The 23,924-nt window shown below is 45.3% G+C and carries 16 protein-coding genes, 1 tRNA gene and 2 pseudogenes; 10 read left to right on the top strand and 9 right to left on the bottom strand.

The genetic code is table 11. The features are described 5' to 3' along the window. Positions 1-64: 64 nt before the first annotated feature. Genes D908_RS12685 through yceD form a run of 4 tightly spaced genes read right to left on the bottom strand, consistent with a single transcriptional unit; the run spans position 65 to position 2,785 of the window. Positions 65-1,015 carry a beta-ketoacyl-ACP synthase III gene (locus D908_RS12685; RefSeq protein WP_000287001.1) on the bottom strand — a complete coding sequence of 317 codons (951 nt, stop codon included), beginning with the start codon at positions 1,013-1,015 and terminating at the stop codon, positions 65-67. Between the two features lie 5 nt (positions 1,016-1,020). Next, a complete protein-coding gene (gene plsX / locus D908_RS12680) occupies positions 1,021-2,046 on the bottom strand; it encodes a phosphate acyltransferase PlsX (RefSeq protein WP_001180568.1) in 1,026 nt (341 codons plus the stop codon). Positions 2,047-2,055: 9 nt separating this feature from the next. Continuing rightward, positions 2,056-2,226, bottom strand: a complete 171-nt coding sequence (rpmF, locus tag D908_RS12675) for a 50S ribosomal protein L32 (protein WP_000290732.1) — start codon at positions 2,224-2,226, stop codon at positions 2,056-2,058. 34 nt (positions 2,227-2,260) lie between these two features. Continuing rightward, the gene (yceD, locus tag D908_RS12670; protein ID WP_005523669.1) at positions 2,261-2,785 is read right to left on the bottom strand and encodes a 23S rRNA accumulation protein YceD; all 525 of its coding nucleotides are present in this window, start codon (positions 2,783-2,785) and stop codon (positions 2,261-2,263) included. A gap of 147 nt (positions 2,786-2,932) precedes the next feature. Here yceD and D908_RS12665 point away from each other — a divergent pair, with 147 nt between their 5' ends. Beyond that, positions 2,933-3,514: a Maf family protein gene (locus D908_RS12665; RefSeq protein ID WP_005523670.1), complete on the top strand. Its 582-nt coding sequence runs from the start codon at positions 2,933-2,935 to the stop codon at positions 3,512-3,514. A gap of 50 nt (positions 3,515-3,564) precedes the next feature. Here the strand turns inward: D908_RS12665 and rluC are convergent, their stop codons facing one another. Further along, on the bottom strand, positions 3,565-4,515 hold the full coding sequence (gene rluC, locus D908_RS12660) for a 23S rRNA pseudouridine(955/2504/2580) synthase RluC (protein WP_001002877.1): 951 nt from the start codon (positions 4,513-4,515) through the stop codon (positions 3,565-3,567). 611 nt (positions 4,516-5,126) lie between these two features. Between rluC and rne the strand changes: the two genes are divergently transcribed. The 3 genes and pseudogenes from rne (at position 5,127) to D908_RS0119120 (ending at position 11,082) form a co-directional block, all read left to right on the top strand. Then, positions 5,127-8,231 (top strand): ribonuclease E, encoded by a 3,105-nt coding sequence (rne, locus tag D908_RS12655; RefSeq protein WP_005523671.1) that lies wholly within the window; start codon positions 5,127-5,129, stop codon positions 8,229-8,231. Positions 8,232-8,526: 295 nt separating this feature from the next. Beyond that, complete coding sequence (locus D908_RS12650) at positions 8,527-10,086, top strand: SulP family inorganic anion transporter (RefSeq protein ID WP_005523672.1); 1,560 nt, start codon at positions 8,527-8,529, stop codon at positions 10,084-10,086. A 122-nt stretch (positions 10,087-10,208) separates the two neighbouring features. Beyond that, a pseudogene (locus tag D908_RS0119120) lies at positions 10,209-11,082 on the top strand (multidrug transporter). Between the two features lie 148 nt (positions 11,083-11,230). Here the strand turns inward: D908_RS0119120 and adhE are convergent. Then, positions 11,231-13,917: pseudogene (adhE, locus tag D908_RS0119125) on the bottom strand (bifunctional acetaldehyde-CoA/alcohol dehydrogenase). A gap of 626 nt (positions 13,918-14,543) precedes the next feature. Here adhE and D908_RS12645 point away from each other — a divergent pair. Next, complete coding sequence (locus D908_RS12645) at positions 14,544-15,182, top strand: YchE family NAAT transporter (RefSeq protein WP_001190426.1); 639 nt, start codon at positions 14,544-14,546, stop codon at positions 15,180-15,182. 51 nt (positions 15,183-15,233) lie between these two features. Then, positions 15,234-16,100, top strand: a complete 867-nt coding sequence (locus D908_RS12640) for an ion transporter (protein WP_005523677.1) — start codon at positions 15,234-15,236, stop codon at positions 16,098-16,100. Positions 16,101-16,180: 80 nt separating this feature from the next. On the opposite strand, the gene asd is transcribed toward D908_RS12640, so the two are convergent. After that, a complete protein-coding gene (gene asd, locus D908_RS12635; protein ID WP_001263696.1) occupies positions 16,181-17,293 on the bottom strand; it encodes an aspartate-semialdehyde dehydrogenase in 1,113 nt (370 codons plus the stop codon). Between the two features lie 424 nt (positions 17,294-17,717). Here asd and nhaC point away from each other — a divergent pair, with 424 nt between their 5' ends. Beyond that, positions 17,718-19,109, top strand: coding sequence for a Na+/H+ antiporter NhaC (gene nhaC, locus D908_RS12630; protein WP_005523684.1), 1,392 nt, complete (start codon positions 17,718-17,720; stop codon positions 19,107-19,109). Between the two features lie 93 nt (positions 19,110-19,202). On the opposite strand, the gene D908_RS12625 is transcribed toward nhaC, so the two are convergent. Together D908_RS12625 and yejK are read right to left on the bottom strand one after the other, a co-directional pair. Then, positions 19,203-20,396, bottom strand: coding sequence for an Hpt domain-containing protein (locus D908_RS12625; protein ID WP_005523686.1), 1,194 nt, complete (start codon positions 20,394-20,396; stop codon positions 19,203-19,205). 152 nt (positions 20,397-20,548) lie between these two features. Beyond that, the gene (yejK, locus tag D908_RS12620; RefSeq protein WP_005523688.1) at positions 20,549-21,550 is read right to left on the bottom strand and encodes a nucleoid-associated protein YejK; all 1,002 of its coding nucleotides are present in this window, start codon (positions 21,548-21,550) and stop codon (positions 20,549-20,551) included. Between the two features lie 84 nt (positions 21,551-21,634). On the opposite strand from yejK, the gene D908_RS12615 reads away from it, so the two are divergent. From D908_RS12615 to D908_RS12605, 3 genes are all read left to right on the top strand, one after another. Continuing rightward, positions 21,635-21,850: a YejL family protein gene (locus tag D908_RS12615; protein WP_001123170.1), complete on the top strand. Its 216-nt coding sequence runs from the start codon at positions 21,635-21,637 to the stop codon at positions 21,848-21,850. A gap of 34 nt (positions 21,851-21,884) precedes the next feature. Further along, the gene (locus D908_RS12610) at positions 21,885-23,690 is read left to right on the top strand and encodes a DUF3413 domain-containing protein (RefSeq protein WP_005523690.1); all 1,806 of its coding nucleotides are present in this window, start codon (positions 21,885-21,887) and stop codon (positions 23,688-23,690) included. A gap of 63 nt (positions 23,691-23,753) precedes the next feature. Beyond that, positions 23,754-23,830 (top strand) — tRNA-Pro (locus D908_RS12605). The last annotated feature ends 94 nt before the right edge of the window (positions 23,831-23,924 follow it).

Below are 23,924 nucleotides of genomic sequence, written 5' to 3' on the forward strand. Positions count from 1 at the left end.
TTTCCTTCATCTAAGAATGGATAAGGAGTCTTACGACCCCTTAAAGTCAAAATTCATCGTGCGTTTAGAACTTCACCAGAGCAGAGCCCCAAGTGAAACCGCCACCAAAAGCTTCGAGCAGTAGCATCTGCCCACGCTTGATACGGCCGTCACGAACCGCTTCATCTAACGCCGTTGGCACGGTAGCCGCTGAGGTATTGCCGTGGCGATCTAACGTCACCACAACCTGATCCAACGACATCGAGAGCTTTTTCGCTGTTGCGGAAATGATTCGATAGTTAGCTTGGTGCGGAACCAGCCAATCAAGCTCGGATTTATGCATATCATTGGCTTTTAAAGTATCTACTACTAGCTTAGACAACTGAGTCACCGCAACTTTGAACACTTCGTTACCTGCCATGTGCAGCCATTTATCACTGTCGCCGCCACGAACAGGCACTTCAAGGCTTAGTAAATCGCCATACTCACCATCCGCATGAATGTGAGTAGAAAGAATGCCCGGCTCATTACTTGCGCCAATCACCACCGCGCCTGCACCATCACCAAACAAAATAATGGTTGAGCGATCGGTTGGATCACAAGATTTCGATAGTGCATCGGAACCAATCACTAAAATATTTTTGCAGACACCTGATTTCACATGCTGATCAGCAATCGATAAGGCGTACATAAAACCAGAGCAAGCGGCTGCTAAATCAAACGCAGGGCAACCTTTAATGCCGAGCTTACCTTGTACTTGGCAAGCTGCAGACGGAAATGTGTGGCTAGGACTTGTCGTTGCCACAATAATCATATCGATGTCGTTTTTATCGATACCCGCCATGTCTATGGCATTTTGTGCAGCATAGAAGGCCATATCGGCAACAGTTTCATTGTCAGCAGCAATGCGACGCTCGCGAATACCAGTACGAGCAACAATCCACTCATCACTGGTGTCTACCATTTTCTCTAAGTCTGCGTTTGTACGCACCTGAGATGGCAGGTAGCTGCCAGTACCTAAAATTTTGCTATACATGAAGACTAATAATGCCTCTCGAGTAAAACCGTTTCCAAACGATCGCTTATACGGCTGGGTACTTGTCGTTTCACCTCATGTACCGCTTCAGAAATCGCATTCACGACAGCGGATACATCAGCACTTCCATGACTCTTAATGACAATGCCGCGCAATCCTAGCAAACTTGCGCCGTTATACTGGTCGGGGTTCAGGGTTTTTAATTCAGTAAAAAGCTCAGAAAACAGTTTTCTTGCTATCCAACCCTTTATGGATGAGCCTAAAAGTGATTTTTTTAACTTATCGATAAAGAGTTGCGCTGTTCCTTCACACGCTTTAAGGCAGATGTTTCCAACAAAGCCATCGCACACTATCACATCTGCAGCATCGGTTAATAGCTGATTACCCTCAATATAGCCGATGAAATTAATGGCCTGAGTTTGTGCGAGCATCTCAGCACAACGCTTAACCAGATCATTACCTTTAATCTCTTCTGCACCAATGTTCAAAATCGCTACACGAGGAGTCTGCTGCAAATGTTGCTCAGCTAACGCCGCGCCCATCACGGCAAATTGAAACAGAGAATCGGCATCACTCGACACATTTGCACCTAAATCAAGCATCCAGGTTTTGCGTCCGGAAATGGTTGGCAATGCCGAAACCAGTGCTGGACGGTCAATACCAGGCAGAAGCTTGAGACGAAAACGTGACAACGCCATCAAAGCACCCGTATTTCCACCACTGACACACGCATCCGCTTGATTATCAGCAACGAGATCAATCGCGATACCCATTGAACTACCAGTACTATGGCGCAAGGCAAGAGAGGGTTTTTCGGAGTTGGAGATAACACGGTCACTGTGCACAATACTTAAACGAGTATTGGGTGAGTAACCTAGGAGAGAGAGTTGTTGAGCAATCTGATGACGATCACCCACTAAGATCACTTTTAGCTCTGGGAAATGTGACAGTGCCTGCACGGCGGCAGGCACTGTAACGCGCGGACCGAAATCCCCGCCCATTGCATCAAGTGCAACGGTTAAATTTTGCAAAGGTCAACCTTACTTGTTGATAACCTTTTTACCACGGTAGTAACCTTCAGCGGTTACGTTGTGGCGCAGGTGAGTTTCACCTGAAGTTGCGTCTACAGATAGCGCTGCAGCTGTTAGCGCATCGTGTGAACGACGCATACCACGTCTTGAACGTGTTTTACGGTTTTGTTGTACGGCCATGGACCCTACTCCTATGTTAAGAATGCTTAGCGAATTACTTCTTCAAGCTTTTTAAAACATCGAATGGATTCGGCTTCTCTTCCAAAATTTCTTCCGGAAGTTCACCAAACACCAAATTGTCTGAATCAACGCTACAATCCGCTTCGTCGTGCATTGCTACTTGAGGCAAATTTAAGATGAACTCGTCTTCAACTAACTGAACTAGGTCAACCTCGCCAAACTCGTTTAGATCTACCAAATCATACTCGTCTGGGGCGTCTTCTTCACTTTTACGACCTAAATAAGGAGTATAAGTAAATTCAACTTCACACTCGTGTGCGAAAACCTCGTTACAGCGCTGACACTCTAAATCAACTCCGATGTTAGCTTTACCAGAGATAACAACCAGTTGCTGTTCATCAATCTCAAATGACAATGAAACTTCAGCGTCGCGTTTAACGCCTGCGACTGACTCCTCTAAGCGCTTGAACAGATTAACTTGGATGATACCATCAAAGTCTAATCTTTTCTGAGCGGCTTTAGCCGGATCAACCGTTCGCGGTATTTTTACCTTTTGCATAGGGCGCGAATATTATCTTCCAAAACAGATTTAGTCAAAGAAAAAGGCAAAAAACTTGGTTTTTTTTCCCTTTCCACAGAGAGCATTATGAACAGCGCATTAGGATAAGTTATGCTGCTGCCAAACACGCGATGATTGTAAAGTAAAATGCAAAATTACCAACTAGTTTTAGCTTCCACTTCTCCATTTCGCCAACAAATTCTAGCGAAACTGAAGTTGCCTTTTATCACCTCCAAGCCAGATTGCGATGAAACCCCACTAATCGGCGAATCGCCAGAACATTTGGTGATGCGCTTAGCGGAAAACAAAGCGCGCAGTTGTTTTTTGGAGGAGCCAAGCTTAGTGATTGGTTCCGATCAGGTTTGTGTGATCGATAATGAAATCATCGGCAAACCCTTAACCACGGAAAAGGCCGTCGAGCAACTTTTACGTCAAAGTGGCAAGGCCATTACTTTTTATACGGGTTTAGCGCTTTTTAATAACCGAACTCAGCAAACCCATGCCCTTTGCGATACCTTCACTGTTCATTTTCGAACCTTATCAGAAAGTATGGCCAGACGTTATGTTGAAGCTGAACAACCACTTCATTGTGCTGGTAGTTTTAAAAGTGAAGGCTTAGGAATTGCGCTGTTTGAGCGATTGGAAGGTGATGACCCCAATTCTCTCATCGGCTTGCCGCTGATTAAGCTGATTCAACTGCTTGAACAAGAAGGTTTACGAGTAATCTGACCTTCTACCCCATAAGCAAAAGGGCGAAATATCGCCCTTTTGAATCGTGATTACTGAGCTTGACGCATTTTGGTCAGTGCCTGCTCAAGATGTGCTTCGAGCGGTGCGTGAATTTCCAGTTTTTCTTCGCTTGCCGGATGAACAAATTGAATGTTCGCCGCATGCAAGAACAAGCGTTCAATACCAAATTTTGCCGTGTAAGCATCAAACCGACGATCGCCATAGCGATCATCCCACGCTATCGGGTGACCCATATATTGAGTGTGTACACGGATTTGGTGAGTACGCCCTGTTACTGGACTCGCTTGTACTAAAGTTGCTTCGGTAAACTTCTCAAGAATACGGAATCGTGTTTCTGACGGTTTACCGTTGGGGTTCACCCGCACAATGCTGTTAACTTCATTTTTCAGTAACGGAGCATTGACCACCTTACATTCAGGATCCCAATGCCCCATCACTAAGGCGTAGTAATATTTCTGCACCGTTTTTTCGCGAAACTGGGCCTGTAAATGGCGCAACGCCGAGCGTTTTTTAGCGACAAGCAGAATGCCGGAAGTATCACGGTCAATACGATGCACTAACTCAAGAAAACGCGCTTGTGGTCGCAGAGCACGCAATGCCTCAATAGCACCAAAATGCAAACCACTACCGCCATGCACCGCCGTGCCAGATGGTTTATTGAGAATCAATAAATGCTCATCTTCATAGACGATGCAGTGCTCTAACTCAGCCACTTTGTTGAGTTTAGTACTTGGCGGCGTCGCCTCATTCTCTTTCACTTCAACCGTAACGGGGGGCACTCGCACCACATCGCCAGCTTCAAGCTTATATTCAGCCTTAACGCGCTTTTTGTTCACACGTACTTCACCCTTACGTAGAATTCGATAAACCACGCTTTTAGGGATAGTTTTTAATTGGTTACGCAAAAAGTTATCAATGCGCTGACCAGCCATGTCTTCATCAATGTCGATGAACTGGACTTGAGTTCTAATTTCGTTCATGGCGCTATTCTATCTGGAATATTGCTAAAGTCACATTTCTTAGAAACAAAAAAGCCATTTTCATTAGCTCTCTATCGCTTTTGTCGACAATTTGACCATGTTAACACTGGGGCTACTGGTCAATCTGGAAGCATGACAGTCACACAAGAGACTATTCACGCACAATAATCTTAAATAACAATAAGTTATAGCAATCATTTTTTGTAATCTCCCGCAAATAATTTGCGCTACAGATTAAAGCTGATTGCTGATTTTAGCTGTCACTGCTATAGTTCACAGCTGCAAGAGCTGAACCGGTGGCATTTTGTTCTTTACCGTTCAATTTCTAGCAAGTTAATGAGTAGTCAGTCGAAAAATTGGGTGCAGCAAACGGCGTAAGACACACTATTTAAGACTTTTTGTTGCTCTACTCATCGCCTTTTCATGTTGAGTACCCACCGCCTCTATAGCGGATCACAGGCAATCGAATGCTTGTGAATACTGTTGTGCCCCAGAGCATCCCCTCCAGCCGGGAGGCTGTATCGAATAAGCCATGGGATCAGGCACCGTGAAAACGAAACACGGCAACAAAAACAAGAATCAAAACTATATTAAGAAAATGAGATTTCTAAATGAAAAGAATGCTAATTAACGCAACTCAAAAAGAAGAGTTGCGTGTCGCGTTGGTTGATGGCCAACGTCTGTTCGATCTGGATATTGAAAGTCCGGGGCACGAATCGAAAAAAGCAAATATCTACAAAGGCCGCATTACCCGTATTGAACCCAGTCTGGAAGCCGCATTCGTTGATTACGGTGCTGAAAGACACGGTTTCCTCCCTCTCAAAGAAATTGCTCGTGAATACTTCCCTGATGGTTACAGCTACCAAGGCCGTCCAAACATCAAAGACGTTCTGAACGAAGGTCAGGAAGTGATCGTGCAGATCGAAAAAGAGGAGCGCGGTAGTAAAGGGGCTGCACTGACAACCTTTATCTCTCTAGCGGGTAGCTATTTAGTTCTGATGCCAAATAACCCTCGTGCTGGCGGTATTTCTCGTCGTATCGAAGGTGATGAGCGCACTGAGCTTAAATCGGCACTCAGTTCTCTTGAACTACCACAAGGTATGGGCCTGATTGTCCGTACTGCAGGTGTTGGTAAGAGTGCAGAAGAGCTAGAGTGGGACTTAAATGTACTGCTCAAGCACTGGGGTGCAATTAAACAAGCCTCAGATTCTAACCCTGCACCTTTCCTTATCCACCAAGAGAGTAACGTGATTGTTCGTGCGATCCGTGACTACTTGCGTCGTGATATTGGTGAAATTCTTATCGACAGCACCAGCATTTACGAACGTGCACTTGAGCATATTCGTTTAGTGCGTCCTGACTTCGTCAACCGTGTGAAAAAATACGAAGGCGAAGTACCGCTGTTCAGTCATTTCCAAATTGAAAGTCAGATCGAATCCGCTTTCCAACGTGAAGTTCGTCTGCCTTCTGGTGGCTCAATCGTCATTGACCCAACCGAAGCCCTGACTTCTATTGACATCAACTCTGCCCGCGCGACTAAAGGTGGCGATATTGAAGAGACCGCTCTCAATACCAACCTAGAAGCAGCGGAAGAAATTGCACGCCAACTGCGCTTGCGTGACCTTGGTGGTCTGGTCGTTATCGACTTTATCGATATGACTCCTGTACGCCACCAGCGTGAAGTAGAAAACCGTCTGCGTGAAGCGGTACGTGTTGACCGTGCTCGTGTACAAATCGGCCGTATTTCTCGCTTCGGTCTGCTAGAAATGTCACGCCAACGTTTGAGTCCTTCTTTAGCAGAAGCTAGCCATCACATCTGTCCGCGCTGTAAAGGTACTGGTGTAATTCGTGATAACGAATCTTTGGCACTTTCTGTATTACGTTTGATTGAAGAAGAAGCACTGAAAGACAACACTTCTCAAGTGCTTGCTGTTGTGCCTGTTTCTATTGCTTCTTACTTGCTGAACGAGAAACGTCGCTCAATCAACCACATTGAAAAAGCTCAACAAGTTCGCATCACTATCGTGCCAAATTCCGACATGGAAACTCCGCACTTTGAAGTGATCCGTGTACGTGACGGTGAAGAGCAAGACATCCTGTCTTACTTGATCCCGAAAAAGCTGGAAGCGATGAAAGAAGCAGAAGGCAAAGAAACACCAGATGTTGAGCTTAAGCCAAAACGTATCGAAGAACCTGTGCTAAAAGGCTTTGCTGCACCAGCTGAAGCCGTACCTGCACCGGCACCAAAAGCTAAAGCAGAAACGCAACAACAAGTTGAAACGGCACAACCTGCTCAACCGGGCTTATTCAGCCGCTTATTCAAAGCGATTGCTAACTTGTTCTCTCCTGCACCTGAGGCTGCAAAAGCCGAAGCGGCTGTAGCGCAAAGCAACGAGCAAGAGAAGCCGCGTCGTGAGCGCAATGAGCGTAATGATCGCCGTCGTAATCCTCGTGACAAAAACCGCCGCCGCGGTAATGAGGAGAGCAGCGAGCGTAACGATAAAGAAGGCGCGACAAATAATCGTAAGCCACAAGATCGTAAACCGAAGCAAGAGCGTGGTGAACGTACAGAACGCAATGAGCGTCCGGAAACGGAACGTGCAGAGCGTCAAGATCGCCGTAACAAACGTGACGAAAGCAAAACTGCTAAGTTGCTAGAGCAAGGTCGTCAATTGGCGGCAGAAGCTCAGCAGCAAGAAGTGAAAACGACTGAGCCAAAAGAAGAGAAAGCTGCAGTTGTTAAAGAACGTCGTCAACGCCGTAAGCTCACCAAGCAAATTCGCGTAAAAGATCAGATTGCGGCTGAAGAGTTAGACAATCTTCAATCAGCGCCTATCAGCAATGAGTTCGAGGCTCCTGCATCAGTCAATCTGCCAGCAACAGATGATTTCGCAGATTCAACTCAGGATGAGAACGAGCAAGACGATCAGAAACAACGCCGCAATCGCCGCTCTCCACGCCATTTACGTGCAAGTGGTCAGCGCCGCCGCCGTGGTCGTGATCGTCGTCCTAACCCATTCCGTCTACGTAAAGGTGGGGTTGCCTCTCCTGAGATGGCAATGGGTAAAGTGATGCCTCGTTACGATTTAGCGCCGCGTCCGCAATCTCGCAATGAAACCGCTGAAGTGGCTCAACATGTAGCTCATGTCACCCCATCTGTTGTGGTAGAAAGCGTAAAAGTAGAAGAAGCTCCGCGTACTTTAGGTGGCTTTGCTTTCCCAGAAATGGCAATGGGTAAAGTGATCCTACGCCGCGAACCTGCTGTAGCTGAACCGGCTCCAGTCGTGCAAGAGCCTGCGGTTATTGCAGAGCCCGTCACTGAAACTGTTGTAGCGCAAGTTGAGCAAATCGTAGTTGAGACTCCAGTCGCTGACATCCCTGCAATTGAAGTTTCAGCTCCAGTGGTGGATGAAGAAGAAGCTACTCCTGCAGTTCAGCCTGTTGTTGAAGATAAAGTGGTTACCGAAAAACCAGCTGAGCAAATCAAAGTTGTGAAGCCTGCGAAAACGAGCAACAAAAAGCTCACGGCTAAAGCTGTAATCGAACAACCTAGTGCATCATCACCGATGACTAAAGCACCGGGTTCACAAGAGATCAGTGAAGTGTTGGTTAACGCAGCACCACTACGTGCAGAGCGTTATCAGGCACGTGGTGCGGGTAGTCAAGTTGCGCGCAATCAAGCCAGCGCAGCCATGGCCAAACCACAAAGTTTCTGATAGGTAAAACGATACGATAAGGGCTGCTAACGCAGCCCTTTCTTTTACCACTTAGTTTTATGTTTACTCCTTCTTCACCTTCCTATCATCATCTATTCCGTATAACACTCATTAACACTTGTTATATCTGATCGAAAAGTAATTGATGATTGCACCCTATCGTTCAATTCTGTAGCATCCGCGGTTCAAAATTAATCCGCTTAGTCACACCTTGAACTTTCACTTTACATTAAGCGGTTCGGTTCACTGCATGCTCTAATCTACGAGCAACACAACAATGGAATCTCGTTTTCCCATGTTTGAATTTCCCTCTTTCTCTCATCATTCCGTTAAGAATGATGTGTTATCAGGACTAACTGTCGCGTTAGCATTGGTTCCGGAAGCTGTTGCTTTCGCCTTTGTGGCAGGTGTCGACCCTATGGTAGGACTTTACGCCGCTTTCATCGTAGGACTGATTACCTCCATTTTTGGTGGTCGTCCCGGCATGATTTCTGGCGCAACAGGGGCTATGGCAGTAGTGATGGTGAGCTTGGTTTCTAGTCATGGTGTGCAATATTTATTTGCCGCTATTCTTCTCACTGGTTTACTGCAAGTCACCGCAGGCTTATTTAAATTAGGCAAATTTATCCGCATGGTGCCCCATCCAGTGATGATTGGCTTTGTGAATGGATTAGCCATTGTGATTTTTCTTGCCCAACTTGGCCAATTCAAAGCACCTGACTTGAATGGCGTGCTCACTTGGTTACCCCAAGATGAATTACTTTTGATGCTGGTATTAGTCGCCTTAACCATGGCGATCATCCATTTCCTACCAAAAATCACCACAGCAGTACCTTCTTCGCTAGCAGCGATTGTAACAGTGACTTTGCTCGTTCAAGGGCTGGGATTGGAAACACGCACCGTGGTTGATTTCCTTCGCGCGATGTCGGGTAACGATGCGGCGACTCTCGCTGGTACTCTGCCCTCTTTTGCGATTCCAGCTGTCCCTATGACTTGGGAAACACTGCAGATCATTTTCCCTTATGCATTAATTTTGGCAGCAATTGGATTAATTGAGTCTCTACTGACACTTACGGTGTTGGATGAAATGACTGGAACTCGCGGCCAATCGAACCGTGAGTGTATGGGTCAAGGTTTAGCCAATATCACTTGCTCAATGTTTGGTGCTATGGGTGGTTGCGCCATGATTGGTCAGTCGATGATCAACGTCAATTCTGGAGGTCGTGGACGACTTTCTGGCATTGTAGCTGCGGTTCTCTTGCTCTGTTTTATTCTCTTCACTTCCTCTTTGATTGAAATGATCCCACTCGCTGCTTTAGTTGGTGTGATGTTTATGGTGGTGATTGGTACCTTTGAGTGGGCAACCTTCAAATTGGCACGTCGTGTCCCTAAACAAGATTTCTTCGTGATTGTACTGGTGACAGTGGTCACTGTGTTTACCGATTTAGCCATTGCTGTTGGCGTTGGCGTCATTGCCTCCGCGCTGATGTTTGCTTGGGAGCACGCTAAGCATATTTACGCTTCAAGCCAGATGAATGCAGATGGCCATAAGGAGTATCAAGTGCACGGCCCGATATTCTTTGGTTCTGCAGCGAACTTTCTTGATCTGTTTGATGCACACAATGATCCCAAAGAAGTGATTGTCGATTTCGCTCATTCACGCGTGGCAGACCATTCAGCAATTGATGCGATTGAAACCTTAGCTGAGCGCTACGCAGCTGTAGGTAAAACCTTGCACCTGCGACATTTAAGTCCAGATTGCCGAGCCTTACTCCACAAAGCTGGCAGTTTGGTTGAAATCAATCTCAAGGAAGATCCGACTTACAAAGTCGCCAGCGATGTTTTGGCGGGATAAATTCATAAAAGGCAGCCTCTCGCTGCCTTTTGTTTAGCATTTTCCAACCATCGATGATTTTGACTTGCTGATAATTTAACCTTTCCCTAGCATAGAACTTCTGCTTTTCTCAGGAGCTTGTCATGACATGGATTTTTCTCACCTTATTTGCTGCCTTTATGCAATCTTGGCGCAACGCTTTTCAAAGTCGTTTGTCCGGTGATGTCTCCACCGCTGGTGTTACCCTCGCACGTTTTCTATGGGCAAGCCCGCTTGCTGCTGTTTATCTTGTAACTCTCTATCAGTGGCAACCAGCTGCGCTGCCTAGCTTTTCCATTACCTTCTGGGGTTATGTCATCGGAGCCTCATTTATGCAGATTCTCGCAACTGCACTCATGGTAAAGCTTTTCAAATTCAATAATTATGCTGTCGGGGCTGGGCTTGCTAAAAGTGAAGCCTTGGTTGCGGCAATACTAGGTGTGCTCTTTTTTGGTACTCAACTGACTCTGTTAGGCTGGGTTGGCGTGGTTATTGGTGGCGTAGGGTATTTATACTCAGTAGCACGGTGGTTTTCGGCAACTTTCACTGCCTACAGTAATGCTAGGTTTAGGCAGTGGCAGTGCTTTTGCTCTTACGTCACTGTGGGTGAGAGAAGCCAGCATCGCCTCTGAACTCCCCTTTCCCTATAGTGCGGCGTGGGTGCTGTTTTTTGTTATCTCTCTGCAAACGCTTTGCTTAATCGGGTACATACTCATTCAAGAGCGTCCGACTTTATGGCAACTCTGGCATCGCCCAAAACTGGTTATGTTGACGAGTGCAAGCAGCTGTTTGGGGTCAATTGGCTGGTTTGGCGCAATGTCTTTGCAAGCTGTTCCTTATGTAAAAACGCTCGGCCAAGTAGAAATATTTTTTACTATGCTGATTTCTGTATTTTGGCTGCGCCAGAAAGTACGGATTAAAGATGGCTTAGGACTCATTCTCGTCGCGCTTGCCGCTATTTTGGTGATGTGGACTTAGCGTTCGAAGCGACTAACTAATACAGGTTGATAAACAGAACTTATACCACTCCAGTTCTGTTTTACACTTTAACGAAAACATAAAAAAACCCTCCTTGCGGAGGGTTTGTATTTCCCGATTTGTTTCGTGCTAGCGAAAACCAATCACATTACTTTTTCGCTTTTGGCGCTACTTTCGCTGCTTCTTGATCTGCTTTCTTTACGATAACAGTTGTGCCTTCGAAAGTCTGACCTTCAACAAATGGCTTACCGTAGTAAGAAGCCAGCAGAACTTCTTTCAGCTCAGCAATCAGTGGGTAACGTGGGTTTGCACCAGTACATTGGTCATCAAACGCTTCAACCGCTAGCTCATCCACTTTTGCCAAGAAGTCAGCTTCGTTTACACCAGCCGCTTGGATAGACATTGGGATGTCTAGGTTCGCTTTCAGTTCATCCAACCATGTAAGCAGACGTTCAATCTTCTGCGCAGTACGGTCGCCCGCTTGGCTCAGACCTAAGTGATCAGCCACTTCTGCATAACGACGACGTGCTTGTGGGCGGTCGTATTGAGAGAACGCAGTTTGTTTAGTTGGGTTGTCGTTCGCGTTGTAACGTACCACGTTAGCAATCAATAGCGCGTTAGCTAGACCGTGTGGTAAGTGGAACTCAGCACCGATCTTGTGCGCCATAGAGTGACATACACCTAGGAACGCGTTCGCAAATGCGATACCTGCAATGGTTGCTGCGTTGTGTACTTTCTCACGAGCGATTGGGTCTTTCGCGCCGTTCGCGTAGCTTGAAGGTAGGTACTCTTTCAGCATCTTCAGTGCTTGCAGAGCCTGACCGTCTGAGTATTCGTTCGCTAGAACTGATACGTAAGCTTCTAGTGCGTGAGTTACCGCATCGTAACCACCGAAAGCAGTCAGAGACTTAGGCATGTTCATCACTAGGTTTGCATCTACGATCGCCATTTGAGGAGTCAGTTCGTAGTCTGCCAGTGGGTACTTAGCGCCAGTCTTATCATCAGTAACAACCGCAAATGGAGTCACTTCTGAACCAGTACCTGAAGTGGTAGTGATACACACAAGCTCAGCTTTTTTACCCATTTTAGGGAACTTGTAGATACGTTTACGGATATCCATAAAGCGCATTGCCAGTTCCGCGAAATGAGTTTCTGGGTGCTCATACATTACCCACATGATCTTCGCTGCATCCATTGGTGAACCACCACCTAGAGCGAGAATCACATCTGGTTGGAAGCTTTGCATTGCTGCCGCACCTTTCTCTACTACAGACAGCGTTGGATCCGCTTCTACTTCGAAGAATGTCTGAACTTCCATGCCTTGCGCTTTCAGCAGGGCAACAACATCATCTGCATAACCGTTGTTGAATAGGAAACGGTCAGTAACTAGGAATGCACGTTTCTTACCTTCTAGATCGCTCAGTGCGATTGGAAGGCTACCACGGCGGAAGTAGATAGACTTAGGTAGTTTGTGCCACAACATGTTTTCAGCTCGCTTCGCAACAGTTTTCTTGTTGATTAGGTGCTTAGGACCTACGTTCTCAGAAATTGAGTTACCACCCAAGAACCACAACCCAGAGTTAGAGACGGTGCAACGTTGAAGTTGTACAGGTCACCGATACCACCGTGAGTGGTTGGGATGTTGACAAGGATACGAGCCGTCTTCAGCTTGTCACCGAAGTAACGGATACGTTCTGCATTCACGTCTTGGTTGGTGTATAGACCAGAGGTGTGACCGATACCACCGATTTCTACCATGGTAACCGCTTGTGCAACAGCGTCTTCGAAGTTGTCAGCACGGAACAGACCCAGAGTTGGAGACAGTTTCTCGTGAGCGAATTCGTCGTCATAAGACACTTTACCTAGGCCTTCACCTACCAGCACTTTAGTGTCTGCAGGAACTTTCACGCCTGCCATTTCAGCGATAGCCGCTGCTGGCTGACCTACGATTTTCGCGTTCAATGCACCATCAATCAGCAGAACTTTACGTACTTTATCCGCATCAGCTTTGCTTAGTACGTGTGCTTTGTGCGTTGCGAAACGCTCTTTTACTTCATCGTAAACTTCGCTCACTACGATAGCTGCTTGCTCAGAAGCACATACTACGCCGTTGTCGAAGGTTTTTGACATTAGGATAGAAGCTACTGCACGTTTGATGTCTGCAGTTTCATCGATAACAACTGGAACGTTACCTGCACCTACACCGATCGCTGGCTTACCAGAAGAGTACGCAGCTTTAACCATGCCTGGACCACCAGTTGCAAGGATTAGAGCAATACCTTCGTGCTTCATCAGTGCGTTTGAAAGCTCAACTGAAGGTTGATCAATCCAACCGATGATGTCTTTTGGTGCGCCCGCTGCAATCGCTGCATCTAAAACCAGTTTCGCTGCTGCGTTGGTTGAATTCTTAGCGCGTGGGTGTGGGGAGAAGATGATACCGTTACGAGTCTTCAGAGAGATCAGAGATTTGAAGATAGCGGTTGAGGTTGGGTTAGTTGTTGGGACGATACCACAGATGATACCTACAGGCTCAGCGATGGTCATAGTACCTAGGTTGTCATCTTCTTCGAGGATGCCACAGGTTTTTTCGTCTTTATATTTGTTGTAGATAAATTCAGAAGCAAAGTGGTTTTTGATAACTTTATCTTCAACAATACCCATACCTGATTCTTCTACCGCCATTTGTGCTAGCGGGATACGCGCTTGGTTTGCTGCCAGAGATGCTGCGCGGAAGATTTTGTCTACTTGTTCTTGAGAGAAAGTAGCAAATTCAGCTTGTGCTGCTTTAACGCGAGCAACTAGAGCATCAAGTTCAGCCAGATTAGTAACAGGCATAATGAATCTCCTAAAATAAAAAAATGTTAAAAACTCTTTAGTAAGTGTGCTGCAGTCAGTTTTTACCTTGGTTCAAAGACTTAACTTACGACCGACTTAGTAAATTGCTTTCACGACTGAGTATAATATTTCAGACTGTGAAAAAAATTGACTCAGATCAGTTATGAAAAATTAATTACCTAAGAAGTGGTAATTAGCTAAGCCAATACAGGACAAATTATTGAATTAAAAGGAATTAGAGCATCCTTTTTCAACCATTTAAAAAGTAGCACTCAGTTTCTAAAAACTAAAAAAACTACAACAGCCTGTAAAAAAGTTTCATTTTTATACACAACCACCACTTCTCACGGGGTCATGACGTGCTACTGAGAGTATATCGGTTACGACTATGACCACCAGAGCTCATCTTAGTTTTTACAAAAAATGTGCAGATGTTAACAAGAGAGGGCGCAAACAAACAAAACTGACACAAGGGTGACACGTTTCTTTTTCATAGTTATTCATCAATTAGTTTTTCTCACACAATAATCAGTGGCGACCCAATTTTTTTCATTCGTGCTTTTGCTATCTTTAACTTACATTACGCACGCTTCTTTACGTCCCTGTGATGGTTACGAGACTTCATCATGCAAAGCTTTGAAATTGCGATTTTTCTTCAATTTTTTCTTGGTTTAGTGGCTGCGGTTAACCCCGTAGGCATTATGCCTGTCTTCGTTTCTCTGACCGGTCATATGACGCTGGAAGAGAAAAACAAAACTGCAGCAACCGCCAATATTGCCGTCGCGATTATTTTGATCATTGCGCTACTGGCGGGCCAAATGTTGCTGGATCTCTTCAGTATTTCTCTTGATTCTTTCCGTGTTGCGGGCGGTTTATTGTTGTTGAGCATCGCGTTTTCGATGATGAGCGGTAAGCTCGGTGAGGATAAACAGAACAAACAAGAGAAATCGGAATACATTAGCCGCGAGCAAATTGCTGTTGTTCCATTGGCAATGCCACTGATGGCGGGCCCTGGTGCTATCAGCTCCACCATCGTTTATGGTGCGCGTTATCCGAATATGTTTGATACATTGGGGATCATTCTGACCGTTGTTGCTTTCAGCTTCTGTTCTTGGTTGCTGTTCCGCTCCGCACCTTATATTGTGCGTTTGCTAGGACAAACTGGCATTAACGTGATCACTCGTATCATGGGGCTTATCTTGGGAGCCTTGGGGATTGAGTTCATTGCTAACGGTCTAAGAAGCCTTTTCCCTGGATTAGCCTAACGCTAGCAACACCGCTATGATATTGCGATGTACCTTTGACGTCGCAATATCATGTCCAATCAAGCTCATTTGAAACATCGTCTTTATGTGATTATCTTCGGCACTCACACTCCTGCGGGTAAGCTGTTTGATCTCTGCTTAATCTGCGCTATTCTCTCCTCGCTTGTGTTGTTGGTGTTGGAATCACTCCCCTCTATGAGCGAATGGCAATCTTCGCTCCGGATCGCGGAATACCTTTTCACAGCCTTATTTACGATTGAATACGCTTTACGACTCTATTGCTCACCCAAGCCCAGTGCTTACGCACGCAGTTTTTACGGCATCGTGGATCTGCTTGCGATTTTGCCGACTTATCTAAGCTTTATTTTCCCATCGGCCAGTATTGTCGGCGTCATTCGATTACTTCGCATCATGCGGATATTCCGAATTCTCAAGCTCGTACGCTACCTGCAAGACTCGAATCTTCTTTTGCGTTCCTTACTGGCTGCCAGACGTAAAATTTTCATCTTTTTCAGTACAGTCGCTATTTTAGTAACGATTTTTGGCGCATTGATTTACGTGATTGAAGGTCCTGAGAATGGTTTTACCAGTATCCCTACCAGTATTTATTGGGCGATCGTCACCATCACCACAGTCGGCTATGGCGATTTAGTGCCTAAGACCCCTTTAGGTCAAGCAATCGCTTCCATGACTATGCTATTGGGTTACTCCATTCTTGCCGTTCCGACGGGGATCATCACCGCCGAACTGAATAATGAGATGCACACTCACCGAACCTTAGTGAAATGCCCGAATTGCGCCCTACCTGGCCATGAGTCTGATGCTTTGTTTTGTAAGCATTGTGGCAGCGAATTAGCCGATCCTGATAAACGAGTTGTTCCTGTTGAAAACAATCACCTCAATAGTGAGGAACGATAAGAAAATGCGTAGGCAAAAAGAAAGCGCCGATCGGCGCTTTCATTATTTTAGTGCTGGTAACAACTTGGGATTAATGCGAATTACTTCTCAGCTAGGATGATACGTAGAGTACGGCGCAGTGGCTCAGCCGCCCCCCACAGTAATTGATCACCTACCGTGAAGGCATTGAGGAAATCATCACCCATCGCCATCTTACGTAGGCGACCAACAGGAACAGACAATGTACCTGTCACTTTCGCAGGAGTCAGTTCACGCGCGGTAATATCACGCTCATTCGGGATCACTTTCACCCAATCATTGTGAGTGGCAATCATCTCTTCGATTTCATCCAGTGGAATGTTCTGTTTCAGCTTGATAGTCAGAGCTTGAGAGTGACAACGCATTGCACCGATACGTACGCAAGTACCGTCAATCGGAACTGGAGAATCTTGCAAACCAAGAATTTTGTTGGCTTCTACGCCAGCTTTCCACTCTTCTTTGCTCTGTCCATTATCACGCTTCACATCGATCCAAGGGATCAGTGAACCCGCAAGAGGAACGCCGAAGTTGTCAGTTGGGAAAGTGCCAGAACGCATGGTTTCTGCAACTTTTTTATCGATGTCTAAAATTGAGCTTGCTGGGTTTGCCAACTCAGAGCTTACTGCATCATTGATTACGCCCATTTGCGAAATCAACTCACGCATATTTTGTGCACCAGCACCGGATGCAGCTTGATAAGTCATTGCACTCATCCACTCCACCAAGCCACGCTCATATAGGCCACCTAATGCCATCAGCATCAGGCTCACGGTACAGTTACCACCCACGAAGGTTTTGGTACCGTGGTGAATACCGTGCAGAATTTGTTTTAGGTTAACCGGATCGAGCGTAATGATGGCATCTTTATCCATACGCAAAGTAGAAGCGGCATCAATCCAATACCCTTTCCAACCCGCTTGACGCAATGCTGGGTAAACCTTTTCTGTATAGCTACCACCTTGACAGGTGATCACTGCATCGAGCTGTTTGAGACTTTCAATATCAAACGCATCTTGCAGCATGCCTGCATCTTTACCAAAATTAGGTGCAGGTACACCAATTTGCGATGTACTGAAGAAAACTGGCTCAATCAGATCAAAATCGCGCTCTTCTACCATACGCTGCATCAGGACAGAGCCCACCATGCCGCGCCAACCTACTAAACCTACTCTCATTTCCCATACTCTCCGTGTAGATCCAATGTCAAATCACTGGCTCCATCTATAAGTGGTTCAGCCTTAAATCTCAAGCGTTTCTTACCAAATCTCACAACTTTTTCTTGTTCTTCTAACCGAGTTGTTGTGCTTTTGATGGCAAGCCCCTTAAAACTCTCACTTTTTGACCAACTTAGAGCATTGACGTCAGATTTTTACCAAAAAACTTATTTCTTGTTACACAATAAATCCACATTACAAAAGATTTGCTTTCATTAATAACTCAAAATTTAAACACTAAATGCTACAAATTAACCACTTGGACGATATAAATCACAACAAAGAGCATTAATGTCGATATATTATTTTAACTACGGTAAAGTGCACTCCGACTCAATAAGGATATCCTGACTCCTTACTAACGATTGGATAAGAGGCTCTTAGTATGTTACAAGCCCAACAACGCCTACCAAGTTTGACTCAAGTGATTGTCTCTCTTGGCCTGTTTTTACTGTTAGCGTTTTCATTTACTGCGCAATTGGATCTACCAATCCAACTTGCTCTGTACATCGGCTGGTTCGTTATTATTACTTTAGGTATTCGCCTAGGGCACAAATATAAAGATCTAGAAACAGCGGCTTTAAATGGCATTTCAAATGGTTTAGGTGCAGTCCTGATCCTACTTGCTGTTGGTGCACTGGTCGGTACTTGGATTTCCGGCGGTATTGTTCCAACCATTATTTACTACGGTTTGAAAGCAATTCACCCCTCTATCTTTTTATTAGCCACTATGGTGATTTGCTCATTAACCGCTTTAGCAACAGGTACCTCTTGGGGTGCAGCCGGTACAGCGGGTATCGCAATGATGGGGATCGGCCAAGGCCTTGGCATTCCTGCACCAATCACTGCGGGTGCGGTGCTTTCAGGCTGTTACTTCGGCGATAAAATGTCTCCACTTTCTGACTCGGTGATCTTGGCTTCATCCATGTCTAATGTAGAAGTGATGGAGCATATTAAAGGCATGCTGCCAATTGCCCTGATCAGCTATGTCATCACTGGCATTCTGTTCACTCTGTTTGGTTTCCACTACGCAGGTAATGTTGATATGTCTCAAGTGGAGACTGTCATTGCAGCGATGGAACAGCAGTTCTACATCACGCCTTATTCTTTCGTCCCTGTGTTGATCGTACTTGGCCTATTGGCAATGCGTATGCCTTCCTTCCCAGTGATCAGTTTTGGTTCACTACTGGGAATTATTTGGGCCGTGATGATTCAGGATGTGGATTTCCTACAAGCCTTCAACACTGCATGGGCACCTTACAATATTGAATCAGGCGTGAGCTTCATTGATGCGATCCTTAACCGTGGTGGCATGTCATCTATGCTGGGTTCTGTAGCGGTTATCGTGTTCGGCCTTGGCTTTGGTGGTCTGTTAGATAAGGTTGGCGTACTTGAAACCATCGCTAAATTATTTGAACGTCGTGTAACTAGCCCAGGCTCATTGGCAACAAGCACAATTGGTACAGCCTTTATGGGTAACGTGTTTGGTTCAGCGATGTATGTTTCACTAATCCTGACGCCAAAAATCTGCGCTAAAAACTATGACCGCCTCGGTTATCAACGTAAAAATCTGTCTCGTAACGCAGAATTCGGCGGCACGCTGACTTCAGGTATGGTTCCATGGAGTGATAACGGCATCTATATGGCGAGTATTTTGGGTGTTGCTACCCTATCTTACGCTCCATTTATGTGGCTGAGCTTCGTGTGTATTATCGTAACCATCGTCACGTCTTACTGTGGTTGGTTTGTCGATAAGTGTGAACCGACAGCTCGGTGAGTGCTGAAGAAAATTCAGAATCTCAAAAAGTTCCAGTGTCGGCATAACCCTACATTAAATATTACCTAAAGAGCGCTTCGGCGCTCTTTTTGTTTATTGAGAAGCATTGTGTGATTCTAATCGCACCACATGCCATTCAGCTTCACGCACCGTTTTTGCTAAATATGAGGAAAGATTATCCAAGAGTCTTTCACTCGGTATCTGTCCTAAACGCAATTCACCTTCAATCTCTGCCGCTGCATTTTTTAACCGTTCAGCGCCCAAGCTTGCGGCCACACTCTTTAAACTGTGGCTAACTCGCTGTGCGCCATCAGGATCATTTAGCAATAACGTTCGTATCTGCTCATCATCAGTTTTGTGATCTTCTAAAAATACATTCAGCAGTTGCCGAACCGACTCGATATTGCCATTCATAGCTTGTTTAACTTGTTCAATGTTCACATGGCTACTCGCTCCATCCATCGAACAACCTAGGGATGTTTCTTGTGGAGTGATTAGTGACGACTGAAACTGACGACAAGACAGCAGCAACATAAAACTGAACATAGCGAGTAGACTACTCACCACCAAAATAACGATCATCATCCATAGTTGATGGTGATATTCCATTTCAAGCAAGCTAGCTTCTTCATACACTGCATGCTTGAGCAGTTTATTGGCAATGTTGTCCCCTTCTGCATACTGAGTGAGAAGACGAGATATTTGTGCCAGTGCTATTTGCAGATGTTCCTGCTCAGCATTAGGTAGGCTCAATGAGTTCTTCAAGATCCGATCTAAACTGCGATAAATTTCCGGATTATTTTTGAGGCCAGCAAACAAGGCCTCAAAGCTAAATGCCCCCAACTGAAAATATTCACCCAAGAGTCTGTCGTCAGACAGCACTCGTTGACGGCTTTGGTGCAATAACTCCGCCAGTTGTGTTGAATGAAGTTCAATGTTGGTAAAAGATCGAGCCTGTTCCACGAATCGATCCGTTTGATATAAGAGCTGCTGTATATCACCAGCAAACCAGATGTTTGGGTGCTCAGCCTCAATTTGCATTCGTAATGCTTGCAGTAGTGATAATTCCAACTCTAGGTCCGACGCTTGATTGGCGCGATAGGGCTGCGGAAAATACAGGGCATCACGAAAATGCATTAAACGGTTGGTGAGTTCTTCGAGATTACGAGTGGAAGCTGAGATGTTATGAAATTGCCACAGTATCAAAGTAGCAACGATGCTCCAGACAACGCAAATCGTCATCACCGCTTTATTCCTAAAGCGCTTGTTCGATAAAAGCTGTTCCATGCACACTGATCCTGTTTAAAACCTAAGATCAAGCATATACGCTATTTTTCCACTTGATTGGCAATGCGGTGATTTGCGTGAAAAAAAGAGAGCGTGATCGCTCTCTTTATCAAGATAATGGTTAAACCAATTATGGTTTCGTTACCATGTCCTTAACGCAGACGCGTTAATTGGTCACGTAAGTTTGGCGGCGTACCTTTGATGGTAAGAGTATCGGTTTCTGGATCATAGAAAACGCGCTCTCCAAGCAGCAAGCTATCAAAGCTCAGATTCAAACCGCCGCCCGCGCCCACATATTTGGTTAGTTTGCGTACGGTTGAACGATCGGCTGGGAAGCTCTCTTCTAACTCATAACCTTGCTCACGAGTGAAATCAAAGAAGCTTACGCCTTCATTGCTTGGCGGCAATTCGCCAGAAAGATCCTGCACCTTAACTTCGTCACCCGATTTGATTTGATCGTTACAATATTCATAAACCTGCTTCTTGTAGCTGATCACTTCATCTTTTTCGAATTTTGCATCAGCGCAGAAATCTTCTACCGCCTGCATCAGCACCTGGTTTTGCTGCTTAGTATCAAGGCCAATATCCGCCTGCAGAAAATCAAGGAAGAAATCAGCTACCTTACGACCAACTCGACCTTTAATGTAGCTCAGGTAACGTTTTGATTCTTTGTCGGTTTCAAAACTGGAGAGATCAATACGTGCCACGATATCCATTTTGTTGATATCCAAATAATCGGTGGCACTGATGTCTAACCCTTCTGTAACTTTCAGGCTTTGGTTGAGTGGCAGTAAGCCAATAAACAGATAATCGGTAGCCAGCGATTGATATTCCGCCATAACCAAAATGCCTTCATCGGCAAAAGGATACTTGGCTAACTCATTTTTCAGGCGCTGCGCACTTTGTTGTGAAAAATCATAGAACGGCAAATCACCACGGCGCATCTCTTGCAACCAAAGCTGAAATTCACTGTCTGACTTAAAGCAACCGAAACCTTTACCTGCTTTCGCATTAAAAACACGATGTAACTCAGCGACTAAGTTTTCAGTTGACGTATCATTGCGAAGAGATTCGGCGCGATAGTTCACCACCAACTCATCGTTATCGTTTTTACGTAGTTGGTGCAAAATCACGTTAGAAAGGAATAGGCTCATAGTGAAATAATCATCGTTCTGGTTTCAGTTGTCAGGCATAGTAGGTTATCATAAGCCGCTTTTACTATCATCATCAGAGTCAATATGCCTATTACATCTAAATACAGTGACGAACACGTTGAATCCATTCTGACTGAAATTGCTGCGGTACTAAACAAACACAATGCGTCACCAGAACTCACCTTAATGGTGGTTGGTAATATCGCTACCAATGTACTCAATCAAAACGTTGCTGCTGCGCAACGTAAAGTGATTGCAGAAAAATTCGCGCAAGCGTTAGTGTCATCTTTGCAAAGCTAAATTGACCCATTTAACCAATAAATAGAAAAAGCACATGGTAGACAGCGAAAACACATACGGCGATCGAGTATCTCGTTTGGTAGGTTGGGGACATTGGTTCGCCTTCTTTAATATCATCGCAGCTATGTTGATTGGTACGCGATATATCTCTCAATCACCTTGGCCAGAAACTTTGCTTGGACAGCTCTATTTGGTGCTGTCTTGGGTTGGTCATTTTGGTTTTCTTGTTTTCGCACTCTACCTATTAGTGCTTTTTCCACTCACTTTTATTATTCCATCGAGAAGCCTATTCCGTTTCTTAGCGGTCTGCTTCTCGACTTTAGGCCTGACTGTTTTACTGATTGACACTCAAGCCTACCAGATCATTAACCTGCACCTTAACCCTGTGGTGTGGGAGTTACTGTTTAGCGATGAAACAAGCAGTGTTAGCGCTGATTTACAACATTTGTTTGTCGTACTACCACTGATATTTCTACTCGAACTTGGCCTATCTGAATGGGTATGGCGTAAGCAGCGCAAGCTATCACACAAGCGTATTGGACGCCCACTCGCCGCAGTGTTTTTCGTGAGTTTTATCGCAAGCCACTTAATTTATGTCTGGTCAGACGCTTATCTGTATTCTCCCGTGACCAGTCAACGAGCGAACTTCCCTCTTTCTTATCCAATGACCGCGAAGTCCTTTATGGAAAAACACGGTTTGCTCGATAAAGAAGAGTACAGCAAGCGCCTTGCAGAGCAGAGTAGCGATTTTGATGTTCTTGCTTATCCGCTTGAACCGCTTGAGTTCAATCGCCGAGCGAACAACCTGAACGTGCTAGTGGTCAGCATCAATAATTTACGTGCAGATGCACTGACGCCTGAGCTCATGCCAAACACGTATCAGTTTGCCAATGAGAACCTCAACTTCACAAACCATTACAGCTCAAGCAACGATATGTTTGGATTGTTTGGTTTGTTCTACGGATTGCCAAGCACATACGCCAGCAGCGTACGTGTACAAGGTAATCCCCCATTGTTTATTGATGTCATGAAGAAGAATGACTATCAATTTGGGTTATTTAGCGGCAACAACTTCGCAGACTCGATTTACCAAGAGACCATCTTCCGCTCTCTAGAACTTGAAAAAGTCGCAGCTAGTGATGGCATCAGCCCTGATGAACAAGCCGTGAAAAATTGGTCTGAATGGGTGCAAACCAAACAGAAAAGTCCATGGTTCAGCTATTTAGAGCTAACAACTGTGGAGGAGTTTTCAGAGCTCACTACTAACGCAGCTCAAAAATCAGCAGAAGAGCGTTTACGTACCACTTATAATCTTTCGGCAACACAAGCCGACTTAGTGGTTAAGAGTTTGCTAGAGCAGCTTGAATCTTTAAGCCTGCTGGATAATACCATTATCGTGATCACGTCTAATCACGGCACCGAGTTTAATGAAACGAAAACCAACACTTGGGGTTCAAATAGCAACTACAGTCGCTATCAACTACAGGTTCCTATGGTGATTCATTGGCCGGGTAAAGTGGCTGGCACTTATGCCCACCGCTCAAGCCACCTCGATTTTTCGGTGACACTGATGCAAGATTTGCTTGGAGTCTCCTCGAATCCTATCGATTACAGTAGCGGCAAAAATCTGTTTAATGAAAGTAAGCGTAAATGGATTTTAGCGGGCGATGCGCGTGAGTTGGCTTTAATTACCGATGAACAAACTACGGTCATCGATAAATTTGGGAACTTTAAAGTTTATGACGGTGAATACCAACGTCTTAAACAAACGAATCCGACTCTACCTGTCTTAATGCAGGGTTTAACCGAATTGCAGCGTTTTTACGCAAAAGATAATTAAATTCATTATTTTAAGTCGGTTCAGGGTTGACGCATTTGGTAAAAGTTATTAGATTACGCCCATCGGACTGTAGCGCAGCTTGGTAGCGCACCGTCATGGGGTGTCGGGGGTCGGAGGTTCAAATCCTCTCAGTCCGACCATACACCTAAAGGGGAGTTTCTTAGAAACTCCCCTTTTCCGTTCTAGAATATGTGAAAAATAAGCGCTTACCAATAAAAAAAGCGACCAAGTGTA

The organism is Vibrio mimicus CAIM 602 (assembly GCF_000338875.1).
Lineage (GTDB): Bacteria > Pseudomonadota > Gammaproteobacteria > Enterobacterales > Vibrionaceae > Vibrio > Vibrio mimicus.

Excerpts from the sequence above, each read along its gene's own strand:
- D908_RS12685 (WP_000287001.1), bottom strand. The coding sequence starts at position 1,015 with ATGTATAGCAAAATTTTAGGTACTGGCAGCTACCTGCCATCTCAGGTG.
- rpmF (WP_000290732.1), bottom strand. The coding sequence starts at position 2,226 with ATGGCCGTACAACAAAACCGTAAAACACGTTCAAGACGTGGTATGCGT.
- yceD (WP_005523669.1), bottom strand. The coding sequence starts at position 2,785 with ATGCAAAAGGTAAAAATACCGCGAACGGTTGATCCGGCTAAAGCCGCT.
- D908_RS12665 (WP_005523670.1), top strand. The coding sequence starts at position 2,933 with ATGCAAAATTACCAACTAGTTTTAGCTTCCACTTCTCCATTTCGCCAA.
- rluC (WP_001002877.1), bottom strand. The coding sequence starts at position 4,515 with ATGAACGAAATTAGAACTCAAGTCCAGTTCATCGACATTGATGAAGAC.
- rne (WP_005523671.1), top strand. The coding sequence starts at position 5,127 with ATGAAAAGAATGCTAATTAACGCAACTCAAAAAGAAGAGTTGCGTGTC.
- D908_RS12650 (WP_005523672.1), top strand. The coding sequence starts at position 8,527 with ATGTTTGAATTTCCCTCTTTCTCTCATCATTCCGTTAAGAATGATGTG.
- D908_RS12645 (WP_001190426.1), top strand. The coding sequence starts at position 14,544 with ATGCAAAGCTTTGAAATTGCGATTTTTCTTCAATTTTTTCTTGGTTTA.
- D908_RS12640 (WP_005523677.1), top strand. The coding sequence starts at position 15,234 with ATGTCCAATCAAGCTCATTTGAAACATCGTCTTTATGTGATTATCTTC.
- asd (WP_001263696.1), bottom strand. The coding sequence starts at position 17,293 with ATGAGAGTAGGTTTAGTAGGTTGGCGCGGCATGGTGGGCTCTGTCCTG.
- nhaC (WP_005523684.1), top strand. The coding sequence starts at position 17,718 with ATGTTACAAGCCCAACAACGCCTACCAAGTTTGACTCAAGTGATTGTC.
- D908_RS12625 (WP_005523686.1), bottom strand. The coding sequence starts at position 20,396 with ATGGAACAGCTTTTATCGAACAAGCGCTTTAGGAATAAAGCGGTGATG.
- yejK (WP_005523688.1), bottom strand. The coding sequence starts at position 21,550 with ATGAGCCTATTCCTTTCTAACGTGATTTTGCACCAACTACGTAAAAAC.
- D908_RS12615 (WP_001123170.1), top strand. The coding sequence starts at position 21,635 with ATGCCTATTACATCTAAATACAGTGACGAACACGTTGAATCCATTCTG.
- D908_RS12610 (WP_005523690.1), top strand. The coding sequence starts at position 21,885 with ATGGTAGACAGCGAAAACACATACGGCGATCGAGTATCTCGTTTGGTA.